General features: G+C 36.8%; 23 protein-coding genes. 6 read left to right on the top strand and 17 right to left on the bottom strand.

Going from position 1 to position 24,368, the window contains the following annotated elements; translation table 11 throughout:
- From C7390_RS05385 to C7390_RS05375, 3 genes are read left to right on the top strand one after another with little or no spacing between them, the layout of a single operon-like run.
- Entirely contained in the window at nt 1-918 is a 918-nt protein-coding gene (locus tag C7390_RS05385; RefSeq protein WP_055174083.1) for a TIGR01212 family radical SAM protein, read from the top strand.
- On the top strand, nt 915-1,430 hold the full coding sequence (locus C7390_RS05380) for a DUF4364 family protein (protein ID WP_022502595.1): 516 nt from the start codon (nt 915-917) through the stop codon (nt 1,428-1,430). The genes C7390_RS05385 and C7390_RS05380 overlap by 4 nt, the downstream gene beginning before the upstream one ends.
- 17 nt (nt 1,431-1,447) lie before the next feature.
- Nucleotides 1,448-2,860, top strand: a complete 1,413-nt coding sequence (locus C7390_RS05375; protein WP_022502594.1) for a CgeB family protein — start codon at nt 1,448-1,450, stop codon at nt 2,858-2,860.
- A 206-nt stretch (nt 2,861-3,066) separates the two neighbouring features.
- Here C7390_RS05375 and C7390_RS05370 read toward each other — a convergent pair whose 3' ends face one another.
- The 3 genes from C7390_RS05370 to C7390_RS05360 form a co-directional block, all read right to left on the bottom strand.
- Nucleotides 3,067-3,288, bottom strand: a complete 222-nt coding sequence (locus C7390_RS05370) for an alpha/beta-type small acid-soluble spore protein (protein ID WP_022502593.1) — start codon at nt 3,286-3,288, stop codon at nt 3,067-3,069.
- 105 nt (nt 3,289-3,393) lie between these two features.
- Nucleotides 3,394-4,476: a D-alanyl-D-alanine carboxypeptidase family protein gene (locus C7390_RS05365; protein WP_116443743.1), complete on the bottom strand. Its 1,083-nt coding sequence runs from the start codon at nt 4,474-4,476 to the stop codon at nt 3,394-3,396.
- A 17-nt stretch (nt 4,477-4,493) separates the two neighbouring features.
- Nucleotides 4,494-5,048: a DJ-1 family glyoxalase III gene (locus C7390_RS05360; RefSeq protein ID WP_116443742.1), complete on the bottom strand. Its 555-nt coding sequence runs from the start codon at nt 5,046-5,048 to the stop codon at nt 4,494-4,496.
- Between the two features lie 285 nt (nt 5,049-5,333).
- On the opposite strand from C7390_RS05360, the gene C7390_RS05355 reads away from it, so the two are divergent.
- Nucleotides 5,334-6,233, top strand: a complete 900-nt coding sequence (locus C7390_RS05355) for a DegV family protein (protein WP_055306178.1) — start codon at nt 5,334-5,336, stop codon at nt 6,231-6,233.
- A gap of 815 nt (nt 6,234-7,048) precedes the next feature.
- On the opposite strand, the gene C7390_RS05350 is transcribed toward C7390_RS05355, so the two are convergent.
- The 5 genes from C7390_RS05350 to C7390_RS05330 form a co-directional block, all read right to left on the bottom strand.
- A complete protein-coding gene (locus C7390_RS05350; protein WP_022502589.1) occupies nt 7,049-8,263 on the bottom strand; it encodes an LL-diaminopimelate aminotransferase in 1,215 nt (404 codons plus the stop codon).
- Between the two features lie 119 nt (nt 8,264-8,382).
- Nucleotides 8,383-8,883, bottom strand: coding sequence for a hypothetical protein (locus C7390_RS05345; RefSeq protein ID WP_022502588.1), 501 nt, complete (start codon nt 8,881-8,883; stop codon nt 8,383-8,385).
- Nucleotides 8,884-8,902: 19 nt separating this feature from the next.
- Complete coding sequence (locus C7390_RS05340) at nt 8,903-9,238, bottom strand: cupin domain-containing protein (protein ID WP_055174080.1); 336 nt, start codon at nt 9,236-9,238, stop codon at nt 8,903-8,905.
- Between the two features lie 75 nt (nt 9,239-9,313).
- Nucleotides 9,314-10,456, bottom strand: a complete 1,143-nt coding sequence (locus tag C7390_RS05335; protein WP_055174079.1) for a glycoside hydrolase family 88/105 protein — start codon at nt 10,454-10,456, stop codon at nt 9,314-9,316.
- Nucleotides 10,457-10,620: 164 nt separating this feature from the next.
- Nucleotides 10,621-12,351 (bottom strand): hypothetical protein, encoded by a 1,731-nt coding sequence (locus C7390_RS05330; RefSeq protein ID WP_055174078.1) that lies wholly within the window; start codon nt 12,349-12,351, stop codon nt 10,621-10,623.
- A 208-nt stretch (nt 12,352-12,559) separates the two neighbouring features.
- On the opposite strand from C7390_RS05330, the gene C7390_RS05325 reads away from it, so the two are divergent.
- Nucleotides 12,560-13,417, top strand: coding sequence for a patatin-like phospholipase family protein (locus tag C7390_RS05325; protein ID WP_116443841.1), 858 nt, complete (start codon nt 12,560-12,562; stop codon nt 13,415-13,417).
- 93 nt (nt 13,418-13,510) lie between these two features.
- Here C7390_RS05325 and C7390_RS05320 read toward each other — a convergent pair whose 3' ends face one another.
- A complete protein-coding gene (locus C7390_RS05320) occupies nt 13,511-14,269 on the bottom strand; it encodes a YdcF family protein (protein WP_116443741.1) in 759 nt (252 codons plus the stop codon).
- Between the two features lie 539 nt (nt 14,270-14,808).
- Here C7390_RS05320 and C7390_RS05315 point away from each other — a divergent pair.
- Nucleotides 14,809-15,132, top strand: a complete 324-nt coding sequence (locus C7390_RS05315) for a cupin domain-containing protein (RefSeq protein WP_022502582.1) — start codon at nt 14,809-14,811, stop codon at nt 15,130-15,132.
- Nucleotides 15,133-15,382: 250 nt separating this feature from the next.
- On the opposite strand, the gene C7390_RS05310 is transcribed toward C7390_RS05315, so the two are convergent.
- The 8 genes from C7390_RS05310 to C7390_RS05275 form a co-directional block, all read right to left on the bottom strand.
- Entirely contained in the window at nt 15,383-16,117 is a 735-nt protein-coding gene (locus C7390_RS05310; protein WP_055174075.1) for a leucine-rich repeat domain-containing protein, read from the bottom strand.
- Entirely contained in the window at nt 16,117-16,683 is a 567-nt protein-coding gene (locus C7390_RS05305; RefSeq protein ID WP_055174074.1) for an NUDIX hydrolase, read from the bottom strand. The genes C7390_RS05310 and C7390_RS05305 overlap by 1 nt, the downstream gene beginning before the upstream one ends.
- 15 nt (nt 16,684-16,698) lie before the next feature.
- Complete coding sequence (locus tag C7390_RS05300; RefSeq protein WP_055174073.1) at nt 16,699-18,171, bottom strand: 4Fe-4S dicluster domain-containing protein; 1,473 nt, start codon at nt 18,169-18,171, stop codon at nt 16,699-16,701.
- Nucleotides 18,172-18,837: 666 nt separating this feature from the next.
- Entirely contained in the window at nt 18,838-21,510 is a 2,673-nt protein-coding gene (locus tag C7390_RS05295) for a heavy metal translocating P-type ATPase (protein ID WP_116443740.1), read from the bottom strand.
- Nucleotides 21,511-21,549: 39 nt separating this feature from the next.
- Complete coding sequence (locus tag C7390_RS05290; RefSeq protein ID WP_022502577.1) at nt 21,550-21,912, bottom strand: heavy-metal-associated domain-containing protein; 363 nt, start codon at nt 21,910-21,912, stop codon at nt 21,550-21,552.
- 14 nt (nt 21,913-21,926) lie between these two features.
- Nucleotides 21,927-22,235 carry a metal-sensing transcriptional repressor gene (locus C7390_RS05285; protein WP_022502576.1) on the bottom strand — a complete coding sequence of 103 codons (309 nt, stop codon included), beginning with the start codon at nt 22,233-22,235 and terminating at the stop codon, nt 21,927-21,929.
- Nucleotides 22,236-22,512: 277 nt separating this feature from the next.
- Complete coding sequence (locus C7390_RS05280; protein ID WP_022502575.1) at nt 22,513-23,379, bottom strand: lysophospholipid acyltransferase family protein; 867 nt, start codon at nt 23,377-23,379, stop codon at nt 22,513-22,515.
- The gene (locus C7390_RS05275) at nt 23,376-24,344 is read right to left on the bottom strand and encodes a glycosyltransferase family 8 protein (RefSeq protein WP_116443739.1); all 969 of its coding nucleotides are present in this window, start codon (nt 24,342-24,344) and stop codon (nt 23,376-23,378) included. The genes C7390_RS05280 and C7390_RS05275 overlap by 4 nt, the downstream gene beginning before the upstream one ends.
- Between the last annotated feature and the right edge of the window lie 24 nt (nt 24,345-24,368).

The raw sequence follows: 24,368 nt of genomic DNA, 5'->3' as shown, positions 1-24,368 counted from the left end.
ATGTTACCATATTACTATTCCCTTAACGAATTTCTTCAAAAAGAATATGGCCATAAGCTTTACAAATTAGCCCTGAACGGTGGAATGACTTGCCCTAACCGTGACGGGCTAATTGATACAAAAGGATGTATATTCTGTAGTGCCGGAGGTTCAGGCGACTTCGCAGGCGGCAGAAAATCCGATATGGATATTAACACACAGATAGATAATGCCAAAGCATTAATAAAGAACAAATATAATGGCGGTCATTTTATCGCCTATTTCCAGTCCTTTACTAATACTTATGCTGATATAGATTATCTGCGTAATCTTTATATGCCGGTTATCAGGCGTGATGACATAGACATTTTATCTATAGCTACAAGACCTGACTGCATAGATGATAAAGTTCTTGATTTATTAGCTGAGCTTTCCTTAATAAAACCTGTATGGGTTGAATTAGGCTTACAGACTACCAACGAGAACACTGCCCGTTATATAAGGCGTGGGTATCCTCTTAAGACATTTGATGAGTGTGTAAGCACTCTTCGTTCTATTGGAATACGTCCAATTGTCCATATGATAGCAGGGCTTCCCAATGAAAATATGACTGATATGTTAAATACTGCTGACTACATCGCACACTGTGGTGCATCAGGAATTAAGATACAGCTTTTACATATTTTACAAGGTACTGACCTTTGCCAGGATTATGATAAAGGTCTTTTTAATGTGCTTTCACTAGAAGAATATATGGATATTGCAGGACAGATAATAACTCATCTGCCACCTGATATGGTTGTCCATAGAATAACGGGCGATGGTCCCAAATCAATACTTAAAGCTCCTTTATGGAGTTCTAACAAGAAGCTTGTATTGAACTCACTCAATAAACACTTCAAAGATAATAATATTTATCAAGGACGGAACTATGTATGAATACCGATTCGACAACGCTTTATAAGCTGATGATTTTGTATATGTTAAGCAAGGTCAATTTTCCGCTTTCCAATGTACAGATATCAACTTTTATGCTCGATAATGAATATACTTCATATTTTACATTTCAGGAAACAATTAATTCATTAGTTGAAGATTCCTTTATCCAGCAAATGAATTACAGAAACAGTACACAGTACAAACTCACACAGGAAGGCGAAGATACTGTAGCGTTTTTCTATACTAAGATTTCACCTGCAATACGTGAAGATATTGATTCATATCTTGCAAGGAACAAATACGAACTAAAATCCGAGGTTGGAACTACTTCTGACTACTATCGTACTACCAATGGAACTTATATCGCACATCTTCTGGTTAAAGAAGGGGACAGCACACTTATTGAGCTTAACCTTGGAGTACCTTTAGAAGACCAGGCTAAAGATATGTGTGACAAATGGAAAGACTCAAGCCAGGATATATATGACTTTATAATGCACAGACTTTTATAATTATAATGAGGATTAATATGGATAATTGCAAATACAGACATATTCTATTCTTAAGTTATAAAGATATATGCTACAACTCAACATCATATTTTGAACAGCGTATATCAGAAGAACTCATCAATGCTGGTATTAAAGTTACACATCTTAATATTCCAAAGCCAGCCAAAGGTTTAAGCGGCACATTAGCTGATACAGCATATATGTTGCTTAAGCCTTATTTTAACGCAGATTTAGATGCCATAATTGATATTAATACGACTATTCCCTGTATTAAATATAACAATGGATACATTCTTAATAATTTTGATATTCCTGTATGGCATTACATTCTTGACCACCCACTCTACCACTATAAGGCTCTTAAAGTGCAGCTTAACAATTACAATGTAATATGCCTTGATACATTTCACGCAAAACTAATCAGGGAAAGTTTCCCACATATCAGGGAAGTAAAGGTTATTCCGTTAAGTGCTGATGAATATTCCATCAGTAATATTTCTAAAAAATACTGTCAGGACAATATGGCTGATACTAATTCAGACAGCAGCTACAACACTTTATCATACCATAAATGTAGTAAACGTGCGGTAAAACTGCTATTTACAAGCACTTACACTGACCCTGTAAAGGTTGCACTTTTATATAACAAAAGTGGCTTAAATATTCAAAATAATAATATTAACGATAAAGATATCAACGATAATAGCACTAAAAATACACTAATTAAGGATATAGATAACGATTATCTGCTTAATGCACTTCTTAATAATCCTTCATTTACGCAGGAGAAAGCCGTCCAATATCTTAGAAGCCTTAATATATTAGACAATTCTTCTTCAACAATACAATATCTTCACAATAATTTCCTAATAGATGTATATCTGCAATGTATTATCCGTGAGGAGATTATAAGCACAATAATTAAAAACAGAATTCCAATAACTATATACGGACACGGCTGGGATGCTTTTGCCGATAAATGTGATATCTTAATTCCCGAGTACACTAAGTATCTTGATATACGAAAGGAAGTTACTTATAACAGGCTTCCAGCCATATATTCAAATGCACGTCTGTCTTTAAACCAGATGCCCTGGTTTAAAGGCGGTATGCACGACAGAATTCCACTTGCACTTATGAATGGCTGTCTTTCATTGACTGACGCAAGCACCTATTTAACTGATATTCTGAATATTGGTGAAAATGAAGGTGTATACACATACTCTCTTGAAAATATCGAAGCTGTGCCTGATATCATTATGGATATTCTAAATAACACAGCTGATGATAATTGTGTTCCTGAAATTATTAATTCATTATCCGATAAAGATTGTGTTCTGGAAAATATTAATTCATTGTCTGATAATGCAAGAGCTTACGCACATAAGCATTTTTCCTGGAAATGCTGGGTAGATAAATTTTTAGATTAATATTAATATATTTAAGAAAGCCGCCTTACAAGTAGTTCATTGATTAACTGAGCCAGCAATTGTTATTTATCATATAACAATTACTGTATTATCAAATTTCTGCCTGCAAGACGGCTTTTATTATTAAATTGGTTGATACTGTTTAGTTAAGCGTATCAGCAGTTTAAAAATGTCATTATTAGATTTATCTAATATATGGCTTTTACCTAGTTGCCACCCTGTGACATCTGTTCTTCCTGCTTTCTGATCATTTTCTTAACCATATTACCACCTACAGAACCAGCCTCAGCGGAAGTAAGGTCACCATTGTAGCCTTCCTTTAAGTTGACACCGATTTCTGATGCTACTTCCATCTTAAATCTGTCGAGTGCATCCTGTGCATTCTTCTTAGTCTTTGATGAAGTTGAACTTGAATTTGAACTAGCCATAATAAACCTCCGTCCTTATGTCCTTAGACATATTCTTTATTAGATAAGCTTCATTGCTTATCTTGGTATTATTATGTGCTTATACCGTCTGTTTATTATACCAATTTATGGAAGATATCTTTCATATATCTTAAAACCGTCAAATATTACATACCAGCGGTTGCCTGCCGCAGCCATAACTGTTACATATTCTTTTCCATCTTTTTCTGCAAAATTAACAAGACAGTTATGGGCTTCATCTGTATAGCCCGTCTTTCCTGCCTTAATGGTTACTCCCGGCACTTCATTACCGACCATTCTTGAGAACATTGTGCTTGTAAGATGTATTCCCTCAGGGTGCTGTGGTGTAGACGCAGTTGTATACTGGTATGTTCCAAGAACCTTTGCACACACCTCATTACTCATAGCATATTCCATAATCATTGCCATCTCTGCCGGCGTTGTATACTGATTAACATCGTGAAGTCCTGACGGATTGCAGAAATGTGTATTCTTCAATCCCATTTCTTCGCATTTCTCATTCATAAGCTTAACGAATTCTTCTTCTGAACCAGCAGTTATCTGTGCTATTCCGTATGCCGCATCTGCTCCTGAGGGAAGTGCAAGTCCATATAATAAATCATTGGCTGTCACTTCTTCATCAACACTAAAACCTGCAACTGATGCCTGCTGTATATACAGATTATTAAGCTCTTCAAAACCAAAACGGTACGTTTTATTCAAATCCTGTATATTCTCAACTGCTATTATAAGTGACATTACCTTTGTCATAGAGGCTGGATATATTCTTGTATCTGCCTGTTTGCCTGCAATAAGCTGGTTATTGGTAACATCAAGAAGTGCCACATAAGGTGACTGTATATCACCATCAAGCATTTCCTTATAGTCTGGTGACTTTGCAGCATACTTAAATACCGGTTCCTGCTGTATAACTGTTATATTATTATCTTCTATAACATTATCTGTAAGCACTGCCTGCTGTTGTGCATTACCATCATCTGCGTGCGAACTTATTGCTTTAACTGACTTGGTGACGACAACCGATATTACTAACAGTAATATAGCTGCAAATAAATTTCTCTTGATAAGTCTTATCTGTGCCTGTCTTTTTCTCTTCATTGCCATAGCCTTCTTCTTTCTTGCTCTATTGGCTCTGACAGCTTCATCATAATCTAAATACTCACTCATACTGCCCCCAGATACAATTAATCATTAATATACTGTGTACTGACAGCAAGTTCATCGGCTAATTCTTTACCCCTAATAAGAGTAACAAGTTCAAGTCCTAAATCAACAGAAGTTCCCATTCCTCTTGAAGTTGTTATATTACCATCTGTAACAACTCTCTCTGTCTTAGGTGCAACCTCAGCCCCTTCTAACATATCTTCAAAGCCCGGGAAAGCTGTTGCTCTCTTTCCTTTAAGGAAGCCTAACTTTCCAAGTACGCTTGGTGCGGCACATATTGCGGCAATTCTGCCACCAGCTTCATTATGCACCTTAAGCATATCAATAAGCTTGTCACAATCATAATATGTCTTGTGTCCCGGTCCTCCTGGGAGGAAGCATACATCTTCATCGTTACAGTTAATATCTTCAATAAGCTTATCAGCTTCAACTATAATATTCTGTGCACTTTTTACTGATTTATTACCAGTAATTGATACAGTGTCAACACCTATATTCGCTCTTCTTAATATATCTATAACTGCAAGTGCTTCTACAGTTTCAAATCCATCTGTTAAAAAAGCTAAAACTTTCATTTATTAATCTCCATTTCTACTAAATGTCTTAATCTACCGATATTTTATAAAATGTTATTTATTAGCGTATTGTTTTTATAAAATTTTAATTAAATCAATTTATTTTATAGTATATCACTTTTTGTTATTTCATACCATACTTTATAACACTTTAATTACAACTTTAATTCAATTATAACTGATTATTTTTTAGTCAAGCTGAAAACATTTTTATCATTATGTCTTGTGGTTTTGAATACTATGTGTTATCATATATAAATAAATATTTGAATGTTGGAGGCACATATGTTTAAACTTATAAGTGATACTTCATGTGACTGGATTAAGGAGTACGCAGAAGAACATAATGTTACATTAGTTCCGTTATATACTACATTTGACGGACAGACTTATTATAAAGAGCAATTTGAAATCAGCTATGATGAATTCTATAGAAAAATGACAGATGAGAACGCATTTCCTAAATCTTCTCTTCCTTCTATTCAAGATTATGTTGATGCATTTATGCCATCAGTTGAGGCTGGTGTACCTATTATATGCTGTTGTATAACAACATATTTCTCTGGTTCATACAACTCAGCCTGCACTGCAAGGGATATGATTATTGAAGATTATCCGGATGCTAAGATTACCGTTATCAATTCCTTACAGAATTCAGCTTCTATGTCTTTATTCGTATATGAAGCTATGTGTATGAGAGATGCTGGATATTCTTATGAAGATACAGTTAAGAAGCTTGAAGCTATGCGTCCTTTTGGAAGAATTATATTCACAACAGAATCTCTTGATTACTTAACTAAAGGTGGACGTCTTGTAAAGACAGCTACTATGATTACAAGCAAGTTAAATCTTCGCCCTATTATTATTATGAAGGGTGGGGAAATAGGCGTTGGCGGTTTCTTTAGAACAAGAAAGAAAGCTAAAGCAAAGGTTATCGAATTATTATGCAAGCATTTTCAGGAGTCAGGACTTAATATCAATGATTATGATATAACAGTTGGATATTGTACTAACCCTGAAGAAGCAAGTGAATACAGAAAAGAAGTTGAGGAAGCTATAAGCACTAAGCTTCTAGAGTCAGGAGTTGAATTCAAGACACGTATCGGTGTTGTTACTTCGTGCCATACAGGTCCTACTGCACTTGGGGTTGCACTTATGCCTAAGTTTGATAGATTTGAGGCTTAATTAGGAGGGCTTCAAATATAAATAATGTGTCATTTGATGATTGATTTCTACCTTTATTGGGTGGCGGACGGACGTAAAATGGTGGGTGAATACACGCTGTGATGAGCGGACGAACGGGTGACACAGCTACGGTATTGTATGAAGACAATTGGATATTCTAAGCCTTTCTTATTTAGGTGGTGAGGACGGACGCATACGCTCCTATTCGCCATCGTGGCTCAGTAGTCGCTTGGCAGGACACCGTGTCCTGCCATTGCTGGTTTATGGGGAAGAAAGGCTAAGAATATCTCAGTTGTCTTTATAAATCATCCTCTTTAGCTGTGTCACCCGCCCGCCTCGCTCATCGCATTGCGTATTCGCTCACCATTTTGCTGGTTGTATCATTATGTACGCTGACTTATCATCGGAACAGCATAACTCTTACATATAGTTCTGGCTTTCCTCTAAATTATGAAGCTCTATACAACTACGGCTGTACAGCTGTTGCATTTTATCGCAATACAGGCATGGGAGGGGCTTGCTGATAGCGGGGTGTGGTGCTGTGTTTTATAAGACAATTGGCGAATATTCCAAGCTATTCTTACAATAAACAGCAATGGCAGGACACGATGTCCTGCCAAGCGACTACTGAGCCACGATGGCGAATAGGAGCGTATGCGTCCGTCCTCACCACCTGCATTAAGAATAGCTTAAGAATATCCAATTGTCTTATTACACAGCACCGCACCCCGCCATCAGCAAGCCCGCTCCCCTGCCGTCCGTAATAAAATATAACCCAAACCTATACCACCACAGTTGTATAAGCTTCACAAAAATTATAACGCCTTAATTCTCTCAAGTGCCTTAACAGTATTCTCATAAGATCCAAATGCTGTAAGTCTGAAGTATCCTTCACCGCTTGGTCCAAATCCTGAACCTGGTGTACCTACTACATTAGCTTTCTCTAAAAGATAATCAAAGAATTCCCAAGATGTCATCTTATCCGGAGTCTTTAACCAGATATATGGTGCATTAACACCACCTGATACTGTATAACCCGCTGACTTTAAGCCTTCAAGAATAGTCTTTGCATTATTCATATAATATGCAATCTGTTCTCCTGTCTGCTTCTGTCCTTCTTCTGTATATACAGCCTCTCCTGCTCTCTGGATAATGTATGGAGCACCGTTAAACTTAGTGCCATGTCTTCTTGCCCAGAGGCTGTGAAGCATAACATCTCCACTCTTTAAATCCTTAGGAATAACTGTGAAACCAAGTCTTGTACCTGTAAATCCTGCATTCTTAGAGAATGAACGAAGTTCTATGGCACAAGTTCTTGCTCCTTCACATTCATATATTGTATGTGGTACATTTTCTTCTGAAATATATGCTTCGTAAGCTGCATCATATATAATAACTGCACCTACCTTGTTAGCATAGTCAACCCATCTTTGAAGTTCATCTTTAGTTATTGTTGAACCTGTTGGGTTATTAGGAAAACAAAGATATATAATATCAGGTGTTTCCTTGGGAAGTTCTGGTGCAAAGTTAGTCTCTGCTGTACAAGGCATATAGATAACATTGCTCCACTTCTGCTGTTCTGGAATATAATCACCTGTTCTGCCAGCCATAGCATTAGTATCTACATATACCGGATATACAGGGTCACATACTGCAATCTTATTATCAACCGAGAAGATGTCTCCGATATTACCTGAATCAGACTTAGCTCCATCACTTACGAATATTTCATCAGCAGATATATCTGCACCTCTCTTCTTATAGTCGTGCTCTACAATAGCATTTCTTAAGAACTCATAACCAAGATCTGGGGCATATCCGTGGAATGTCTCTGCCTTACCCATCTCATCAACTGCATTATGTAATGAATCAATAACTACTGGTGCAAGTGGAAGTGTAACATCTCCGATACCAAGGCGGATAATCTCCTTGTCTGGGTTAGCTGCACTGTAAGCACTTACCTTCTTGGCAATTGTTGAAAACAGATAACTTCCTGGAAGCTTTAAATAATTCTCATTAATCTTAAACATTCTTCTCTCTCCTTATCCTATACATAAATCATTTGCAAGTATTATACACTACTATTATTCTAACAACAATATAAAGGATAATAAACCTAATAATAATAACCGTTACTATACATTTACCGCTATGTCCCAAGATAAAATCTTAATAATCTTTCATATTCTTCATTAATTGCAAGCACAATGTTATTATCTCCGTGTGTGTTATCAGGATGATATATTTTCAACAAATCTTTGTAACGTTTCTTAACAGAGTCAGTATCATTAACACCTTTAAAGAATATCTTGACATTTTCTGCATCAGCCATAGTTCTTCGTGCTTCGCGATACACCTTATCCCTGTACATAAGCTTTTCTCTGTTAAACCTCTCCTTGTCAATTGCAAGCTGTCTTGTCTCTTTTTCAAGTATAGTCCACTTCTGATCAAATAAAGACTGCTGGCTCTCAAGCTGTTTCTTCATAAGCTGGTTCTTTCTCTGCTGGCTTCTTAACATACCCTTCTGTATATCAATAAGCTGTCTGTCCTCTTCAAGAGACTGGCTTAATTCATTCAATCTTATATTCTCTTTGAACAGAAATTTCTTCTGTTGTTGTTCACTAAGAGTTTCAAACTTTTTCTCATCCATAAACAACCCTCTCTAATAATTACTTTGCACTATGAAACCAGAACACCTTAACAGGCTGACATCCCTCTTTGGTTCTTATCGTATGGGCCACTCCTGCGAGTGCAACAAATGAATCACCCGCCTTAATCGGAAATACCAGATCATCAAGCTTGGCATACCCCTCTCCTTCTAACACATAAAAGCCTTCCTGGTCATTATGCACGCCTGGTTTATCTGAAAATTCATTAGAAGCATATATTGTTGTTCCTGAAGCACACCCATTAGTACAGCCATTCTCTGCTGTAAGGAATCTGTGTGTTCTGCTGTCCGCTCCCTGTGTACTGATAACTTCTTCCATAGTTACATATGGCTTCATAATCTAATCCTCCTATTAAACAAAATGGAGTCAATGCCTGAACACCGACCCCACTTGACTTTATATAATTAATTATTATCTGTTCTTATATGCAAGCATCTCTGTATAAGCAAGAAGAAATGGTCCAACACCCTTAGCATCATCTTCAACGATTGGCTCTGACATATAATAATCATATGTACCTGGTCTGTTACCCTTGCCACCAAGTCCTGCTACAAGACAGATGCCACCAAGTGACATCTCACCATCTTTAATGTTAAGATATTTATCACATATTCCATTAATAGCTTTTTCTGCATATTCTCTATAGTTTTCTGGAAGATATCCTAATCTTACACCCTTAAGAATTGCATATGCCATAATCGAGCTTCCACTTGTCTCAAGATAGTTCTTCTCCATACCACCATAATTAACTACCTGATACCACATTCCGCTTTCATCCTGATACTTAAGCATTGAATCCATAAGTTCAACAAATGCGTCCTCAAGCATCTTACATTCTGCATCATACTTGTGGTCTGAATTATCAACCTTATCAAGAGTGTCAAGTAATGCCATAGCATACCATCCGCTTGCTCTCAGCCAGCAATGCTGTGAAAGTCCTGTAACCTTGTCACACCAGAATGCTTCCCTGCTGACATCAATAGCATGATAATATAATCCATTAAGAGGATTCTTCATATTCTCAATAACATACTTGAACTGTGCAAATATATCTGGATAATTCTTTCTATTATTAAACTTAGTCTCATATTCAAGGTAAAATGGCTGTCCCATATACATACCATCAAGCCATACCTGATTAGGATATATATCCTTATGCCAGAAAGATCTTGCTTCATTGTTACATCTAGGCATAATCTCAATCTGTGAATATACTAAATCAATTGCCTTTCTATACTTTTCTTTACCTGTAAGGTCATAAAGTTCAAATAAAGTCTTACCAGCATTGACATTATCAATATTCTTCTCTCCAATGTTGTATCCATCTATTGTTCCATCTTCGTGAACTCTGTAATCGATAAAATTATCTGCGAACTTAAGATACTTCTCATCCTTAGTCACATCATACATCTGAAGCACAGCCTTAATCATAACTCCATCAATATAATTCCAGTTAGACTTAAGACCCTGTCTTATCTTTTCAATATTCCACATAGGTGCTTCTGGTGTGCTCTTTTCGAGCAATTCATCAATATACTTTACAATAATATCCATCACGTTTCTCCTTAACATTCTCAATTTGTTATAATTGTATCAAATTCCGTCCAATTTTACAACATTTTTTGTCATAAAATACAATTTGTTTATAGATTTATTATACCTAAACTCTCTTGTCGTATTCTGTCAGAAAAGGTAACTGATTAATATTTTCTAAAGAATTAATAGCAGATAACAGCATTATCAGGAACAACAGCTTTATATGATACTCCCATACCATCGGTATTTCTGATAATTGAAGTAACTGTATTGACATTGCCAGCTTTGATATATTCAAGCTTAATATTCATTCCTGCCTCATATCTTATAATGTCAATATTGTCCGCAGCATTAACATCATATATATCATTGTGTCCGTCAAGCATAATATACATATGTGTGTTGCCATCAGCTACAACAGGCATAATCTTTGATATAACACCTGTTACACTTTCTGTGTTAGTAATCTCCTGCGTAGATTTATCAACAATTCCATTATCCTTAAGAAGCTGGATATAATTAGATTCACATTGAAGAACAGAATCACCAATTGCCACATTCTGGTACTTCTCTATGTTAAGCATTGCATAACATTTTACAAGCCCTGCATCATCTTTTAATGCCATAAAATATGTCGGCTGTCCACTTACATTAATTAAAAGTGGAAATGTCGCTTTATATCCAAGATTCTGCACCCGTCCTTTGGCTGAATCCATAGCCGAATATTCCTCAGCTCCCGAAACCTCATAATAACGTGTCTCCATTGTACGCTGGTTCATAAGCACAAATCCTACATTGGAATTATCCTGTCCAACTGATGTGATTCCTGTATATACCCACACATCGTCCTCAAGTGCTATATAATTATAACCATCCGTTGTCTTAAGGCAGTCCCTCTGGCTTAAAATACTGTTAATAAATCCATGCTTAAGACTTCCGTTATAATCATACAAATCAATAAGAAGCTCTGCTGAATACACTTTATCAACCCACGTTGGAACATCTTCCACCTTATAATCTGTCATTTCGCCTGTAACTGCATTACAAAGCACAACCCTGCCTACTGTCTGTCCGCCAAACAGTCCTATATTAAACTTCTTAACAGGGCATACCCAGTAAGGCGTTCCCTCATCATCAATCTCGAAGTTAATACTATCAAAAATATATGTTGGATATGCAAATCTTAAATGCCTGTATATATATCTTGAAAAATGATCCGACTCCGAATACTTAATCCCCTCTGAAAGCCTTACACATTCAGCCTCCTGTGTTGTCATATCAATTCTTATATATGCTGGAATACCCTTCTTATAGTTAGCAAACCATTTAATAAGATTACCATATTCAAGTGGTGTAACCCTGACTGGCTTTTCTTTATAATTAATCTGGGAATACATATCCGCAACTTCATACTGGGAAACCATATCAACCATAGTTCCCATTACTCTTGTTCCTATTATTGAAGCTGACTCCTTATCAAGCAGTGGAATCTGGTCATACGAAACTTCCCTGATATCATCTGTAAAGCTTCTGTTCTCCACTGTTAAGAGATTCCGGTACTTTGCCGCATTAATTATTGGCGAAGATAATACATTGCCAACTACATATACAACAACAAATGCAATCGTAACATTAAGAAGCACCTTAAATATAATACTACCTGCCTTAGTCTTAAATTCAAAATGAGGGACTTTTATTGTATTATTATTAATGTCTTTATATCTGGTGCTTCCCTCCTTATGATTCATTATCCACTGGGCAATTGTAATTATTATCATAACAAATATAATAAATCCCCAAAATCCCTGTGAATGTATATTAATTGCCGGTAGCTTGATATAGTAATACACTGCTGCAACAACAATAACAACAAACGCCATAATAAGCTTCAATCCATTACTGACTTTCTTCATATACTCTTACCTTTCCTCTTAATTCAATATGCTATGTTAAAATTGTATTAAACTGCAAAGCATTTAACCAATCCATATAAAATCATAGACATATATGCTTATTTTTATAATCTTAATATTAATCTTAACATATATTTTATTGACAATCCATAATTTTAGTATAAAAATGATAATTGGAAAATATATGCTATAAAGGATGGTAACTAAAGTGAAAACAGGAATTGTATTTGAGGGCGGCGCATTCAGAACCATATTTTCTTGTGGTGTTATGGACGCTCTTGTTGAAAATGATATTATGCCAGATTATATGATTGGTGTATCTGCCGGTGCGGCATACGGCGTATCAATGGCTTCAAAACAGCCCCGCCGTAATCTTGATGTACTTATGAAATACCGCAATGACAAAAGATATCTCGGTCTTAGTAATATGATTGATAAAGATAACAAGTCTATCTATGGATTGGAATTCTCCTATGAAACAATCCCTAATGAACTTAATCTGTTTGATTATGATGCTTTTAAGCAGTATAAGGGTGATTTCTACTGTGTAGTTACTAATCTTCTTACCGGTCAGCCTGAATATATGAAATACACCGGTGATGACAGGACTAACACCGTGCTTAAAGCTACCTGTGCACTGCCTATGCTGTTTCCGCCAATTATTATTAACGATGTTCCTTATATGGACGGCGGCTTATCAGACTCAATACCTTATCTTAAAGCCATTGAGGATGGTTGTGACAGAATAATTGTCGTTCTTACAAGACAGTCAGGCTACACTAAGACAACTTCACGCTCTACTAAGGCTATTGCATATTCTTATAGAAACCAGTACCCTAAGCTTACAGAAACTATGCTTACAAGAGCCAGCCGCTACAATGAAAGCCTAAAAGGTCTTGACCAATATGTTAAAGAGGGACGTATCATAACTATACAACCTACAACAAGCAAGGGCTTTTCACGTCTTGAAAAGGATAAGAACAAAATCCTTTCTATGTACAATGACGGCTACAACCAGTGCTATGAACTGCTGGATACCATCAAAGAATTCTATGAAATTAAATAATTTTATGGAATTAAATAATTCCACATAATCCGCTTATTATTAATGTATACACTCTGTTTATTCTTCAGAAAATGGAGTGCATACATTAACATCTTAATAATTCCCGCATACAAAGTCTTTCACTATTCCTATCGCTTCCCTGACCATATAATTAACAAACAACACATCATCGCTCCCGCTTGCTATTCCACTTACATGTGTCAAGCCTTGTCCCTTAGCTAAAAGCTTAGACCTGAATATATGGAAATTATTCGTTGCAATGCCTACCGGAGAGCTGAAATCTGAAATGTATTGTACGGAATATTTCATATTCTCATTAGTATCTGTTGACTTATCTTCCATAATTATTCTATCACTATCTATACCTCTTTCGCATAGATATTCATACATTGCAAGTGCTTCTGTCTTATTCTCGCCACGTCCTTGTCCACCCGATACTATTATCTTACATTCTGTATTAATACATGCGTAATCATAGGCAGAGTCAAGTCTTCTTTTAAGTGAACGTGTTATTCGGTCGCCTCTTATCTGACAGCCAAGCACTATTACATATTCACAATTATAATCTGGCTTTTGCTTCATACTTATAACTATAAGGCTCTCAAGTATTGCAAATATAACAAATCCTGTTATTATGACAACTCTTACAATATTCTTGACAAGCTGTGGGATATCTATAATTCCTTTGGCATCTAGTGTTCCTGCTATGTATAAGCCTGCAAAGAAAATTGTACCTAAAAGCCATATCCATATAAATGAAGATTTACGACCTGCATATGATACACATAGTATATAGTAGGCAAGGCATATTATGGATAAAATTAAGCATATATATCTCATATGTGGTTTCACTTAGTGCTCCTTTACTGTTTGGTGGATTGTTTCTTAATTTAATGTTTGGTGGCGGACGGACGTTAGGTAACTTTACTATATTACCGCTGGGCACGCTTTCGCTGCTTGTAGCCGTAGCGGACACTAAGCGGCTAAAGGACAGCCGCTAAGTGCCGACGGCTGCAAAAGCACCCAGCTTGCAATATAGTAAAGTTACATAACTGGATAGCGGCTGTATTTAATGGAAATAATCCGGAGGGCCGCTTTGCAGGTTTTAGAAATCTTTGATTTCTAAAGCCTGCTCGCTATTTACTATCGGGGTATAATTAAATAAGATAAAAATTGCTTTGTCAAAACACAATAATTTCTTATTAGCTATACCTGATTAATTTATTAGTTATAATCATACAGATATTTTGTCTTTTTGTCTATTTTTTGATAATTAATTGTATTGACACTGGTTTTAAAGATTTATACACTTTAATTAATACAATTAATATGTCTGATTTCCTCTATATAATATAATTTTTTAGGGCTTGTCAGGCGGAAAAGGAGTTTTTATGTTTAAATATAATAAAGATGTTATACCTACTGATTGTGAACCAGGAGTCACACGCAAAATTCTCTGTTATTCTGATGACCTTATGATGTGCGAGATTACTTTTAAGAAAGGCTCTAAGGGGAACTTTCATAAGCACGAACATTTACAGATTACTTATATTGCCAAGGGAAGCTTTGAATTTACAATTGGTGGCGAAACCAAGATTGTAAATCAAGGCGACAGTGTGTATATGCCATCTAATGTTGAGCACGGCGTTACTGCACTTGAAGACGGCATACTTGTCGATGTGTTCAATCCTATGCGAAAAGATTTTCTTGCTTAACCGCATTACAATTAATGTATTGGATTTTAGACCCTTTTCGTGCGGGTGCGCATAATCGGCACATAGTGTCTTTTATGTAATATACCATATAATTAAATAAAAACTGCGGGACATACATAAATGATACTCAAATATCATCTATATAATATATCCCGCAGTTTTTATGTTCTTAAAATATTATCGCAATAATTTAACAATATTCTTAGTATCAATTAAACTGCCTACCACCACTGATATCTGTAACAGACAATTACCTATTAACCGTTATATTAAGAAATGCATCCTGTCCGATATTCTTTACGCTCTTTGGCACTGTTATCTCTTTAATTCCACTTGACATAAATGCCGCATAGCCTATATTTTCCAAACCATCTGGAAGTATCACCTCTGTAAGATTAGTACAGCCTGAAAAAGCATATGTACCAATGTTCTTAACTGATGATGGTATTGTCACACTCTTAAGATTGGTATTGTTATAAAATACACCTGAGGCAATTGTTACAACTCCATCTTTAATAGAGTAATTCTCTTTATTCTGGTCAGCTTCATAAAGAATATTATTAACAATTATATCATTAGAATCTTTTAATTTTTCTGCCCTCCATCTGGTTTCAGTAAATGCGTGTGTGCCTATATCTTCAACTGACTCTGGTATGACTATTTCTTCAAGGTTATAACAAGATAAAAAAGCATTTGAAGATATGTAGGTTATACCCTGCTCTATAGTTACTTTTTTAATCATCGTATCGTCCCTGAATGCACCATCGCCTATTGTGGATACACTTTTACCGTCAAGAACTGCTGGAACAACAAGTTCATCTTCCGACCTGCCCTTATCTGTAAGAGCAGTAATTGTAAGCGTTCCGTCTTCATTCTCTGTATACTGGTAAAGAGCAATTTTAATATTCTTTCTACCACAGCCTGATATTGCTAATAACATAATAAGTATCAAGCCTGCCACCAACATTTTCTTATGTATCTTCATTAACAGCCTCCCTTAGCCCACATATAGCAGAATGCCTGTGTTCTTGCCGCAAATCTGCAATTCTTAAGAAGTTCTTTCACTTCTTCTTTAGTGTACCACGAAGCTGTTATTTCTTCCATAGTTGATGTACTTTTAGAAAATGTTCCTTCTGCCTTTCCAATGACTACCTGATTAGTTTCATTTGAAAAACCTATTGCACTGTAGCTGTCATAAAGCTTATCATCAATCCTTATAAGATTAAGTCCTGTTTCTTCCTTCAGCTCTCTCTTAGCCGCAACCTCCGCCGTTTCGCCCTCATCAATAAGTCCCGCCGGGAAATTGTATACATAATCTCCTACGGACATTCTGTATTCCTTATTGATAAGTATTTTCCCGCCATCAATATCTGTCGCAACTATAACAACCCCGTCAGGTCTGTCATTATGAAGGTCAGCCAATGAACTCACATTATCATTACGGCTTATTATTTCATATACCTTGGTTCTGTTATCCTCTGTTGTATATGTAATATCATATCTGTTAATAAAATGTCCGTCTAAAACCTTCTTGATACCTTCAAATCTCATTTTATTCCTCACTTCTTATTCTGCATGCATAGAAAATGCTTCCATATCGTAGCTCTTAAGGTTATCATATATCTTTCTGTCATCGGCTTCTGATAAGAGCTTATCCCTGTCTTTGGCTACAAGCATTTCATTCTTGCTTGAACGATGATGGCTAGGTCCGCCTACACAGCCTCCTTCGCACGCCATTCCTTCAACAAAGTCAGCTTGAAGTCTGTCCATTTTTAATAGCGTAAGTGCTTTCTTACATTCTGCTCCACCTGAACATTTTTCTATAGTGAACTTAGATGGGTCTTCACCTAACTCCTTCATACATTCTACTACAGCGGCAGCAACTCCACCACCATTACCAAATCTCTTGCCATATACACTTGCCTGCTGGCTGCTGTTAGCTTCAGCCTCAATCTTAACGTCCTTAGCTCTAAGCATTGCTCTGTACTCACCTACTGTAAGAACATAATCAGCATTTCCTTCTAAGTCCTTGTTACGTCTTTCATCTTTCTTTGCAATACAAGGTCCGATAAATACCGTTACTGTGTCCTTATCCTTAGACTTTAACATTCTTGAAACCGCACACATAGGTGATACAGTTGTCGATATATTGTCTGTTAATTCAGGATAGTGTTTCTTTATCATATTAACAAATGCAGGACAGCACGATGTTGTCATCTTTTTGCCCTCTTTATTAGCTTCAAGCCATTCCTTTGCTTCTGCACCGGCTGTCATATCACCACCAAGGGCAACCTCTACCATATCAGAAAATCCAACTTTCTTGCAGGCTGTTCTTATACTGTCCATTGTAATATCTGCACCAAATGAACCTTCAATTGCCGGTGCTACCATAGCGACAACCTTTTTACCTGATGTAATTGCCTTAATAACATCAACTATATCTGTCTTAGAACCAATAGCACCGAATGGACAGGCGTGTATGCAATGTCCACATTTAATACATTTACTGTCATCTATCTCACATATACCATTTTCGTCCATAGTAATTGCACCTACCGGACAGATTTTCTTACAAGGTCTAATCAAATCTGCAATAGCATTATATGGACAGGCTTTAGCACACTGACCACATTCTTTACATTTGTCAGGGTCAATATAAGCTCTGTCGCGCCCCATAGATACAGCCCCAAACTTACACGCCTGCTGACAGGCTTTAGCCATACATTTTCTACAATTATCTGTAACTATATAATGTGAAAGTGGACAGTCAGCACATGCCGCTTCTATAACCTGAACCACATTATCCTTACCTGTCTTAGGTGTTTCTGATGGACACTTTCCTTCTGCAAGTCTTATACGTTGTCTTACAACTTCACGCTCTTTGTATACGCAACATCTGTACTTCGCCTGAGGTCCCGGAAGCAGCTCATATGGAAGCTCCTCCTTCTTCTCTTCAAGCTGTCCAGCATAAGCAAGCTTTGCAACCTGATATAATATTTCATGTTTAATTTTCAGTATATTAGCATCATTAGAAAGCATATCTTTTGTCCTCCTGTAATCAAATATATTTACTAAGTAGATACAGTATAGCACACTTAATATATGTTTCCTAACCCTTTTTTAAACTTTCCCATCTAATCCCCCAACTCCAGCAAAAACATTCCCTCACAACCAAACAACACACCCCTCTCAACAACCAGTATAAACTCCCCCAGCAACCAGCAATGCCCAGACATAAGTCTGGGCGAGCGTCACTACTATCCAAAATCTTCAAAACCCCAGTCAACAACATACCAGCCAAAAAATCATCACACCCCACCAATCAACATATACTCCCCCAACAACCAGCAATGCCCAGACATAAGTCTGGGCGAGCGTCAGTTATTATCCAAAATCTTCAAGAAACCAATCAAAAACAGAAAAGTCAATATCTACCAAAATCCCTGATACCCTCTTCTCCCCCTGTTAGTGTCCCTCATCAATAAATTAATTCCTAAGCAAATCACTTCAAGAACGTAAATCAGATTGGGGAAGCTTATAGTTGCATAAGAAGACGATGGGGAGCCGCCGGTCCTTAGTCGGCAGCCCTGGCTGGCGACTTAGTACCGCTGCGAGCGACACTCAGTGCAAACGTGTCTTCGTTGTAACTATAAGCTTCCCCAATCCTCACTCACAACCTCCCGTTCTTAATCCTCACAACCTCAATTAATTTATCGCTATCACCTTATAATCCTGCTCCTCCACAGCCTTCTTAAGTACCTCATCATCAACTTCCTTTGCAAGTGTCACGACAGCCTCATTCTTCTCGTGGCTTACAACTGCCCCGCTTACACCGTCAACTGACTCTAATGCCTTCTTTACTCTTGCCTCACAGTGTCCACACATCATACCTTCAATATTCATTGTCTTTGTCATTTTATTATCCTCTTTTCTTTTATTATTAATATCCTGTGATGTAATATTATTCACAGGGCTATTATCAGTATTGTCTGTTGTCTTAACAATAAGACCCTTTCTGGCAGCTTTCTTTTTGTATACCTCATCTCTTGCTGTGTCATATATCTTTACAAGATTAAGCCTTAAAGCATTAGTCACAACACAGAAGCTTGAAAGGCTCATCGCCGCCGCACCAAACATAGGATTCATCTCCCAGCCAGTCAGATGTATCCACACACCTGCTGCAAGTGGAATTCCTATTATATTGTATATGAATGCCCAGAACAGGTTCTCGTGGATATTTCTTATCGTCCTGTGGCTGAGCCTGATAGCCGCCGCAACATCACTTAAGCAGTTCTTCATAATAACAACATCTGCTGCATCAATCGCCACGTCTGTTCCTGCACCAATCGCAATACCTATATCTGCTGATGTCAATGCTGGTGCATCATTAATTCCATCACCAACCATTATTACTTTGCCATACTTCTTAAGACGCTGTATTTCCTTTTCCTTACCGTCCGGAAGAACTCCTGCAATAACCTCATTAACACCTGCTATCTTTCCTATCGCATTGGCACTTCTTTCATTATCACCTGTTATCATTACAACATAAAGACCCATATCCTTTAATTCCTTTATGGCTTTAGGACTGTCCTCTTTTATTGTATCGGCAACAGCGATAATTCCTAAGAATTCTTTATCTGTTGCAAAGAACATAGGTGTCTTTCCATCGCCTGAAAGCTCGTAGGATTTTTTTATATATTCTTGTGGTATTGTTGCCTTTTTGCTTATATAATCTGCATTACCGCCGTATAAGCTGATTTTATCAGAAATATCTGCACTGTCCGCCTCAAATGCTTTAATATACTGTGCACTGGCTTCAAGCCCATTTCCTGCAACTGCATTTGATACATCTATTGATATAATATCTGAATAATCATTCTGCTTTGCTGTATAATCGTAATTCACAACAGCTTTAGCAAGTGGATGCTCACTTCTTGCCTCTAACAGCTTCGCTATTGATATAAGCTTGTCGTCAGTAATTCCATCTGCACTTACAACATCAGTAACTACCGGTTCACCAGCTGTTATTGTACCTGTCTTATCAAGGGCAGCAATCTGCATTTTACCAGTCTGTTCAAGTGAAATGGCTGTCTTAAACATTATACCATTCTTAGCACCAACACCATTACCAACCATAATAGCAACTGGCGTTGCTAGTCCAAGTGCACAAGGACAGCTTATAACAAGCACCGATATTCCTCTTGCAAGTGCAAATCCAGCACTCTGTCCGGCTAACAGCCACACTATAATAGTAACTGCTGCGATTCCTATTACTACAGGCACAAATACTCCTGATACCTTATCTGCTATCTTTGCAATAGGTGCTTTAGTTGCCGCCGCATCACTTACCATCTGTATAATTTTTGATAAAGTTGTATCCTCACCTACTCTTGTTGCAACACATTTTATATAACCTGATGTGTTAAGAGTTGCCGCTGATACACTGTCACCGACATTTTTATCGACCGGGATACTCTCTCCTGTGAGGGCTGACTCATTAACCGCACTCATACCCTCTATAATCTCACCATCAACAGGAATATTCTCTCCTGGTTTTACAACAAATGTATCCCCTTTGTGAACCTGTTCTACCGGAACAACCTGTTCATTACCATCAATAACTACTGTCGCTGTTGTCGCCGCAAGCTTCATAAGGCTTTTAAGTGCATCTGTTGTCTTTCCTTTTGAATGGGCCTCAAGCATTTTACCTATTGTTATAAGTGTAAGAATCATTGCCGCTGACTCAAAATAGAATTCGTGCATATAATGCATTACACCATCCATATCCATACGCACCTGTGCATCAGTCATCGCAAATAAGGCATATGTGCTGTATACAAATGCTGCACCAGAGCCAAGTGCTACAAGCGTATCCATATTAGGTGAGCCGTGAAGCATACTTTTAAAACCACTTATAAAAAATCTCTGGTTAATAACCATAATTATTATTGTAAGAAGCATCTGTATAAGTCCCATAGCTATATGGTTATTCTCAAGTACACCTGGAAGCGGCCAGCCCCACATCATATGTCCCATACTGAAATACATAAGTATAAGCAGAAATACAAGCGATGCCACAAGTCTTTTGGCAAGCTTAGGTGTTGTTGTATCTTTAAGCGATTCCTCAAGTCCTGCTATTGTTTGATTGCCTTCACTTTTACTACCTGAACTTTCTGAACCTCTTATGCTTGCACCATATCCTGCATCGGTTACTGCCTTTATTATCTGCTCGTCTGCGGCTGCACCCTCAACGCCCATTGAATTAGTGAGCAGACTGACTGAACAGCTAGTTACACCAGGAACCTTGGATACAGCTTTCTCAACTCTTGCCTGACACGCGGCACAGGTCATCCCTGTAACATTGTATTGTTTCAAAATGTATCATCTCCTCCCTTAATCTGTTAAGCACATTAATTATATTGTCTTAATATCTACTACCTTAAAATCTAATCTTTCTATAGTTCTTCTTATTAAATCATCATCAACAGGCTTATCAAGCTGTATTGCAGCTGTCTTTTTCTTTAAATTAACTTCACAGGCCGCTCCATCTATTCTGTTAATCTGATGTTCTATGCTGTTCTTGCAGTTATCGCAGTGCATACCCTCAATTGTTACAAGCTTAGTTGCAATTATGTCACCTGCAAGCACTTTCTTGTCCTCTTTCATTGTTCCACCGCTGCCACAGCAGCCGCCTTCTCCTTTGCCGTGCTTTATGCCGCTTTTTACTGCAAATATTACTATAATAACTAATACTACAATTATTATCGCTGTTCCCATATATACCTCTTTTCTTACTTCATAAACTTCTGCATTGTCATAATAAGTTCATCAACTACCTCATCATCACCATTCTTTATGTCATCAACTACGCAGGTCTTAATATGATTAGAAAGTAATGCTTTATCAAATGCAGTAAGCGCCGCGTTAGCGGCAAGTGCCTGATTAAGAATATCTATACAGTAGGCATCATTCTCAACCATACCGTATATTCCTCTTATCTGGCCTTCTATCCTTTTTAATCTGTTAAGAAGAAGCTTCTTCTCTGAATCACTTCTTTCTTTCATCTTGCTGCCACAACAGCATTGTTTATCTTCTGCCATTCAACCACTCCTTTCGCCTGCTATATTACTGTGTTAATATCATCATCTATAATATATACCCCCTGTGGGTATTTTGCAAGGATAATTTTTCTCATTTAAGGCATTTTAATTTTAAAATGAATTCTATCAGAATTCACTATTACACAAAAAATGTGTATCCGTCAGATAACTACCCAATTATAGCTGCCTGTAAGATACACACTTTACTTTTAATATTCTTTTTTCTGTTATTTTCCTGTACAAGGACTATTAAAGTCACAGTACAAAATTGCCTCTGCTATTCTGTTGTCCCTTTCCAGCCCGCGATATCACTGTCACTAAAAGCATAATCAAGAGGCCTTTTATATATTTGCTCATAAGCTGCTTTCTTCTGCTCATAATCTTTTTTCATCATATCAAAGCTGTTATCACGCTCATTCTTTTCCGGGTCTGGATATATAGGGTCTAATATGTGAAGAACATACTTAACTCTTTTAAATTCCTCTGTATCATCCTTATCCATATCTTTCATCTCAACAAAGCACGATATAATCGGAACATTAAACTTGGCTGCATAAAAGTATGCCCCCCTCTTTGGTGGACGAGGCTTTCTGTAATTAAACCACATTTCCTGCTCTGGATATATAAGAATATACTCTTTCTTATTAACAAGAAGGTTATTAAGTGTTCTATAAAAATGTCTTTCCATATAATCCTTATCTTTGCTGACTGGAATTTCATCTGCATATCTCATAAGAAAACCAAGAAAACCTTTCATTGCAAAGTTAGTATCCTGACTTACGATAAACATTCTGTATCTTCTTGCCTTCTTAATTCCATATCTTATAATCGTTGTATCAACAGGATTAAAATGATTACTTGTTATAATAGCTCCTGATTTAATATGTTTAATCTTCTCTGCACCTACAACCTTTGTATTAGCATTAACGCCAAAAGTTATAAAATCAACAATTCTTCTTGCAAGCCAGTTCCTGTAATGATATGGAATTTCATTACGCTGTTTTACATATTTGCCAAGAAGCTTTTTTCTTCTTGTACTGTCAAGTTCCGGATCGCCGATTTCTACTTTGTCATTAAACCTTCCGTTATCTGCCGCATTTTTAATATTAGCAACAACTTCCTTCTTGCTTCCACCTATTATCATAATCTTATCTTTTCTCCACTTTCAAGCACTTTTCTAAATGTTACTTCTGTATCTGCATTAGCTCCTGCTCTTCTGAAAAGATCAGCCATATGCTCTTTATCTTCTGCCTTCTGTTCATCTGAATAATTCTCTTTGCTCTTAACAATGTCTTCAAAATAAACAGAACGTTTAGCATAATCCCAGAAATAATTCTCGTACTGAATTCCGTCATAACACCAAGGCTTATCAAATAAATTATAATGAATTATCTTAGGTGATGGATTCTCAGGCTTGTTTCTGTTAGGCATTGCATCCCAGCAAGATTCAAGATATTCTATCTTACCATAGCACATAGAATTAAGATAATCCTGATCTGGTGCAATACAGTCAAAATGATACTTATTAAGAAGATATAAGAAATGCTCTGCAAGCTTAGCCTCTCTTAAAGCCTTCATATTCATAAGAAGCATACCTGAATTAAAGTAATCACCAAGCTTTAAACCAAGAGATTCTGTCATATATCTTTGCAGTTCAGGAGCATCATTAACCGAACTATCTTTGCACACTCCTATAAGATTGCCGTGCATATCTGTATCATAAAGCTCTGATATATCGCCAGGAACAACTATATCACTGTCTATATATATAGCCTTATCATATTCCGGATACATATCTGGAATAAATATTCTGAAATATATTGTCATTGTGAAATAATCTGAACGAAGTCTGTTCTCAATTCTGTCTGTTATCATATCAAGGCTCTGCTTCATATACTTAAATTCCATCTCAAAATTAGGATGATCCTTAACCAGTTCAGCAAGATTATTTCTATTCTCCTCATTAAGCTCCTGGTAAACTACTATTATCTTGTAGTTTCTGTCCTTTGAAGCATTTTCAATAAGTGATATTAATGCAACATGCAGATATGGTGCATATGCATTATCAATTGTAAAAAATATTGGTATTATCTCATTCTTGTTAATCATATTAATTCTCCATTCCAATTATCT

It is taken from the genome of Bacteroides galacturonicus (assembly GCF_003096855.1).
GTDB classification, from domain to species: domain Bacteria; phylum Bacillota; class Clostridia; order Lachnospirales; family Lachnospiraceae; genus Lachnospira; species Lachnospira rogosae.
Note: the sequence above shows the minus strand (reverse complement) of the source record. Positions and strands in the feature narration are given on the sequence as shown.

Bases quoted from the DNA above. Each gene is read 5' to 3' on its own strand.
- C7390_RS05310 (WP_055174075.1), bottom strand. From the start codon at position 16,117: ATGAAGATACATAAGAAAATGTTGGTGGCAGGCTTGATACTTATTATG.
- C7390_RS05275 (WP_116443739.1), bottom strand. From the start codon at position 24,344: ATGATTAACAAGAATGAGATAATACCAATATTTTTTACAATTGATAAT.
- C7390_RS05375 (WP_022502594.1), top strand. From the start codon at position 1,448: ATGGATAATTGCAAATACAGACATATTCTATTCTTAAGTTATAAAGAT.
- C7390_RS05370 (WP_022502593.1), bottom strand. From the start codon at position 3,288: ATGGCTAGTTCAAATTCAAGTTCAACTTCATCAAAGACTAAGAAGAAT.
- C7390_RS05355 (WP_055306178.1), top strand. From the start codon at position 5,334: ATGTTTAAACTTATAAGTGATACTTCATGTGACTGGATTAAGGAGTAC.
- C7390_RS05350 (WP_022502589.1), bottom strand. From the start codon at position 8,263: ATGTTTAAGATTAATGAGAATTATTTAAAGCTTCCAGGAAGTTATCTG.
- C7390_RS05360 (WP_116443742.1), bottom strand. From the start codon at position 5,048: ATGAAAGTTTTAGCTTTTTTAACAGATGGATTTGAAACTGTAGAAGCA.
- C7390_RS05300 (WP_055174073.1), bottom strand. From the start codon at position 18,171: ATGCTTTCTAATGATGCTAATATACTGAAAATTAAACATGAAATATTA.
- C7390_RS05335 (WP_055174079.1), bottom strand. From the start codon at position 10,456: ATGGATATTATTGTAAAGTATATTGATGAATTGCTCGAAAAGAGCACA.
- C7390_RS05280 (WP_022502575.1), bottom strand. From the start codon at position 23,379: ATGATAATAGGTGGAAGCAAGAAGGAAGTTGTTGCTAATATTAAAAAT.
- C7390_RS05290 (WP_022502577.1), bottom strand. From the start codon at position 21,912: ATGGGAACAGCGATAATAATTGTAGTATTAGTTATTATAGTAATATTT.
- C7390_RS05285 (WP_022502576.1), bottom strand. From the start codon at position 22,235: ATGGCAGAAGATAAACAATGCTGTTGTGGCAGCAAGATGAAAGAAAGA.
- C7390_RS05315 (WP_022502582.1), top strand. From the start codon at position 14,809: ATGTTTAAATATAATAAAGATGTTATACCTACTGATTGTGAACCAGGA.
- C7390_RS05345 (WP_022502588.1), bottom strand. From the start codon at position 8,883: ATGGATGAGAAAAAGTTTGAAACTCTTAGTGAACAACAACAGAAGAAA.
- C7390_RS05305 (WP_055174074.1), bottom strand. From the start codon at position 16,683: ATGAGATTTGAAGGTATCAAGAAGGTTTTAGACGGACATTTTATTAAC.
- C7390_RS05380 (WP_022502595.1), top strand. From the start codon at position 915: ATGAATACCGATTCGACAACGCTTTATAAGCTGATGATTTTGTATATG.
- C7390_RS05340 (WP_055174080.1), bottom strand. From the start codon at position 9,238: ATGAAGCCATATGTAACTATGGAAGAAGTTATCAGTACACAGGGAGCG.
- C7390_RS05365 (WP_116443743.1), bottom strand. From the start codon at position 4,476: ATGAGTGAGTATTTAGATTATGATGAAGCTGTCAGAGCCAATAGAGCA.
- C7390_RS05385 (WP_055174083.1), top strand. From the start codon at position 1: ATGTTACCATATTACTATTCCCTTAACGAATTTCTTCAAAAAGAATAT.
- C7390_RS05330 (WP_055174078.1), bottom strand. From the start codon at position 12,351: ATGAAGAAAGTCAGTAATGGATTGAAGCTTATTATGGCGTTTGTTGTT.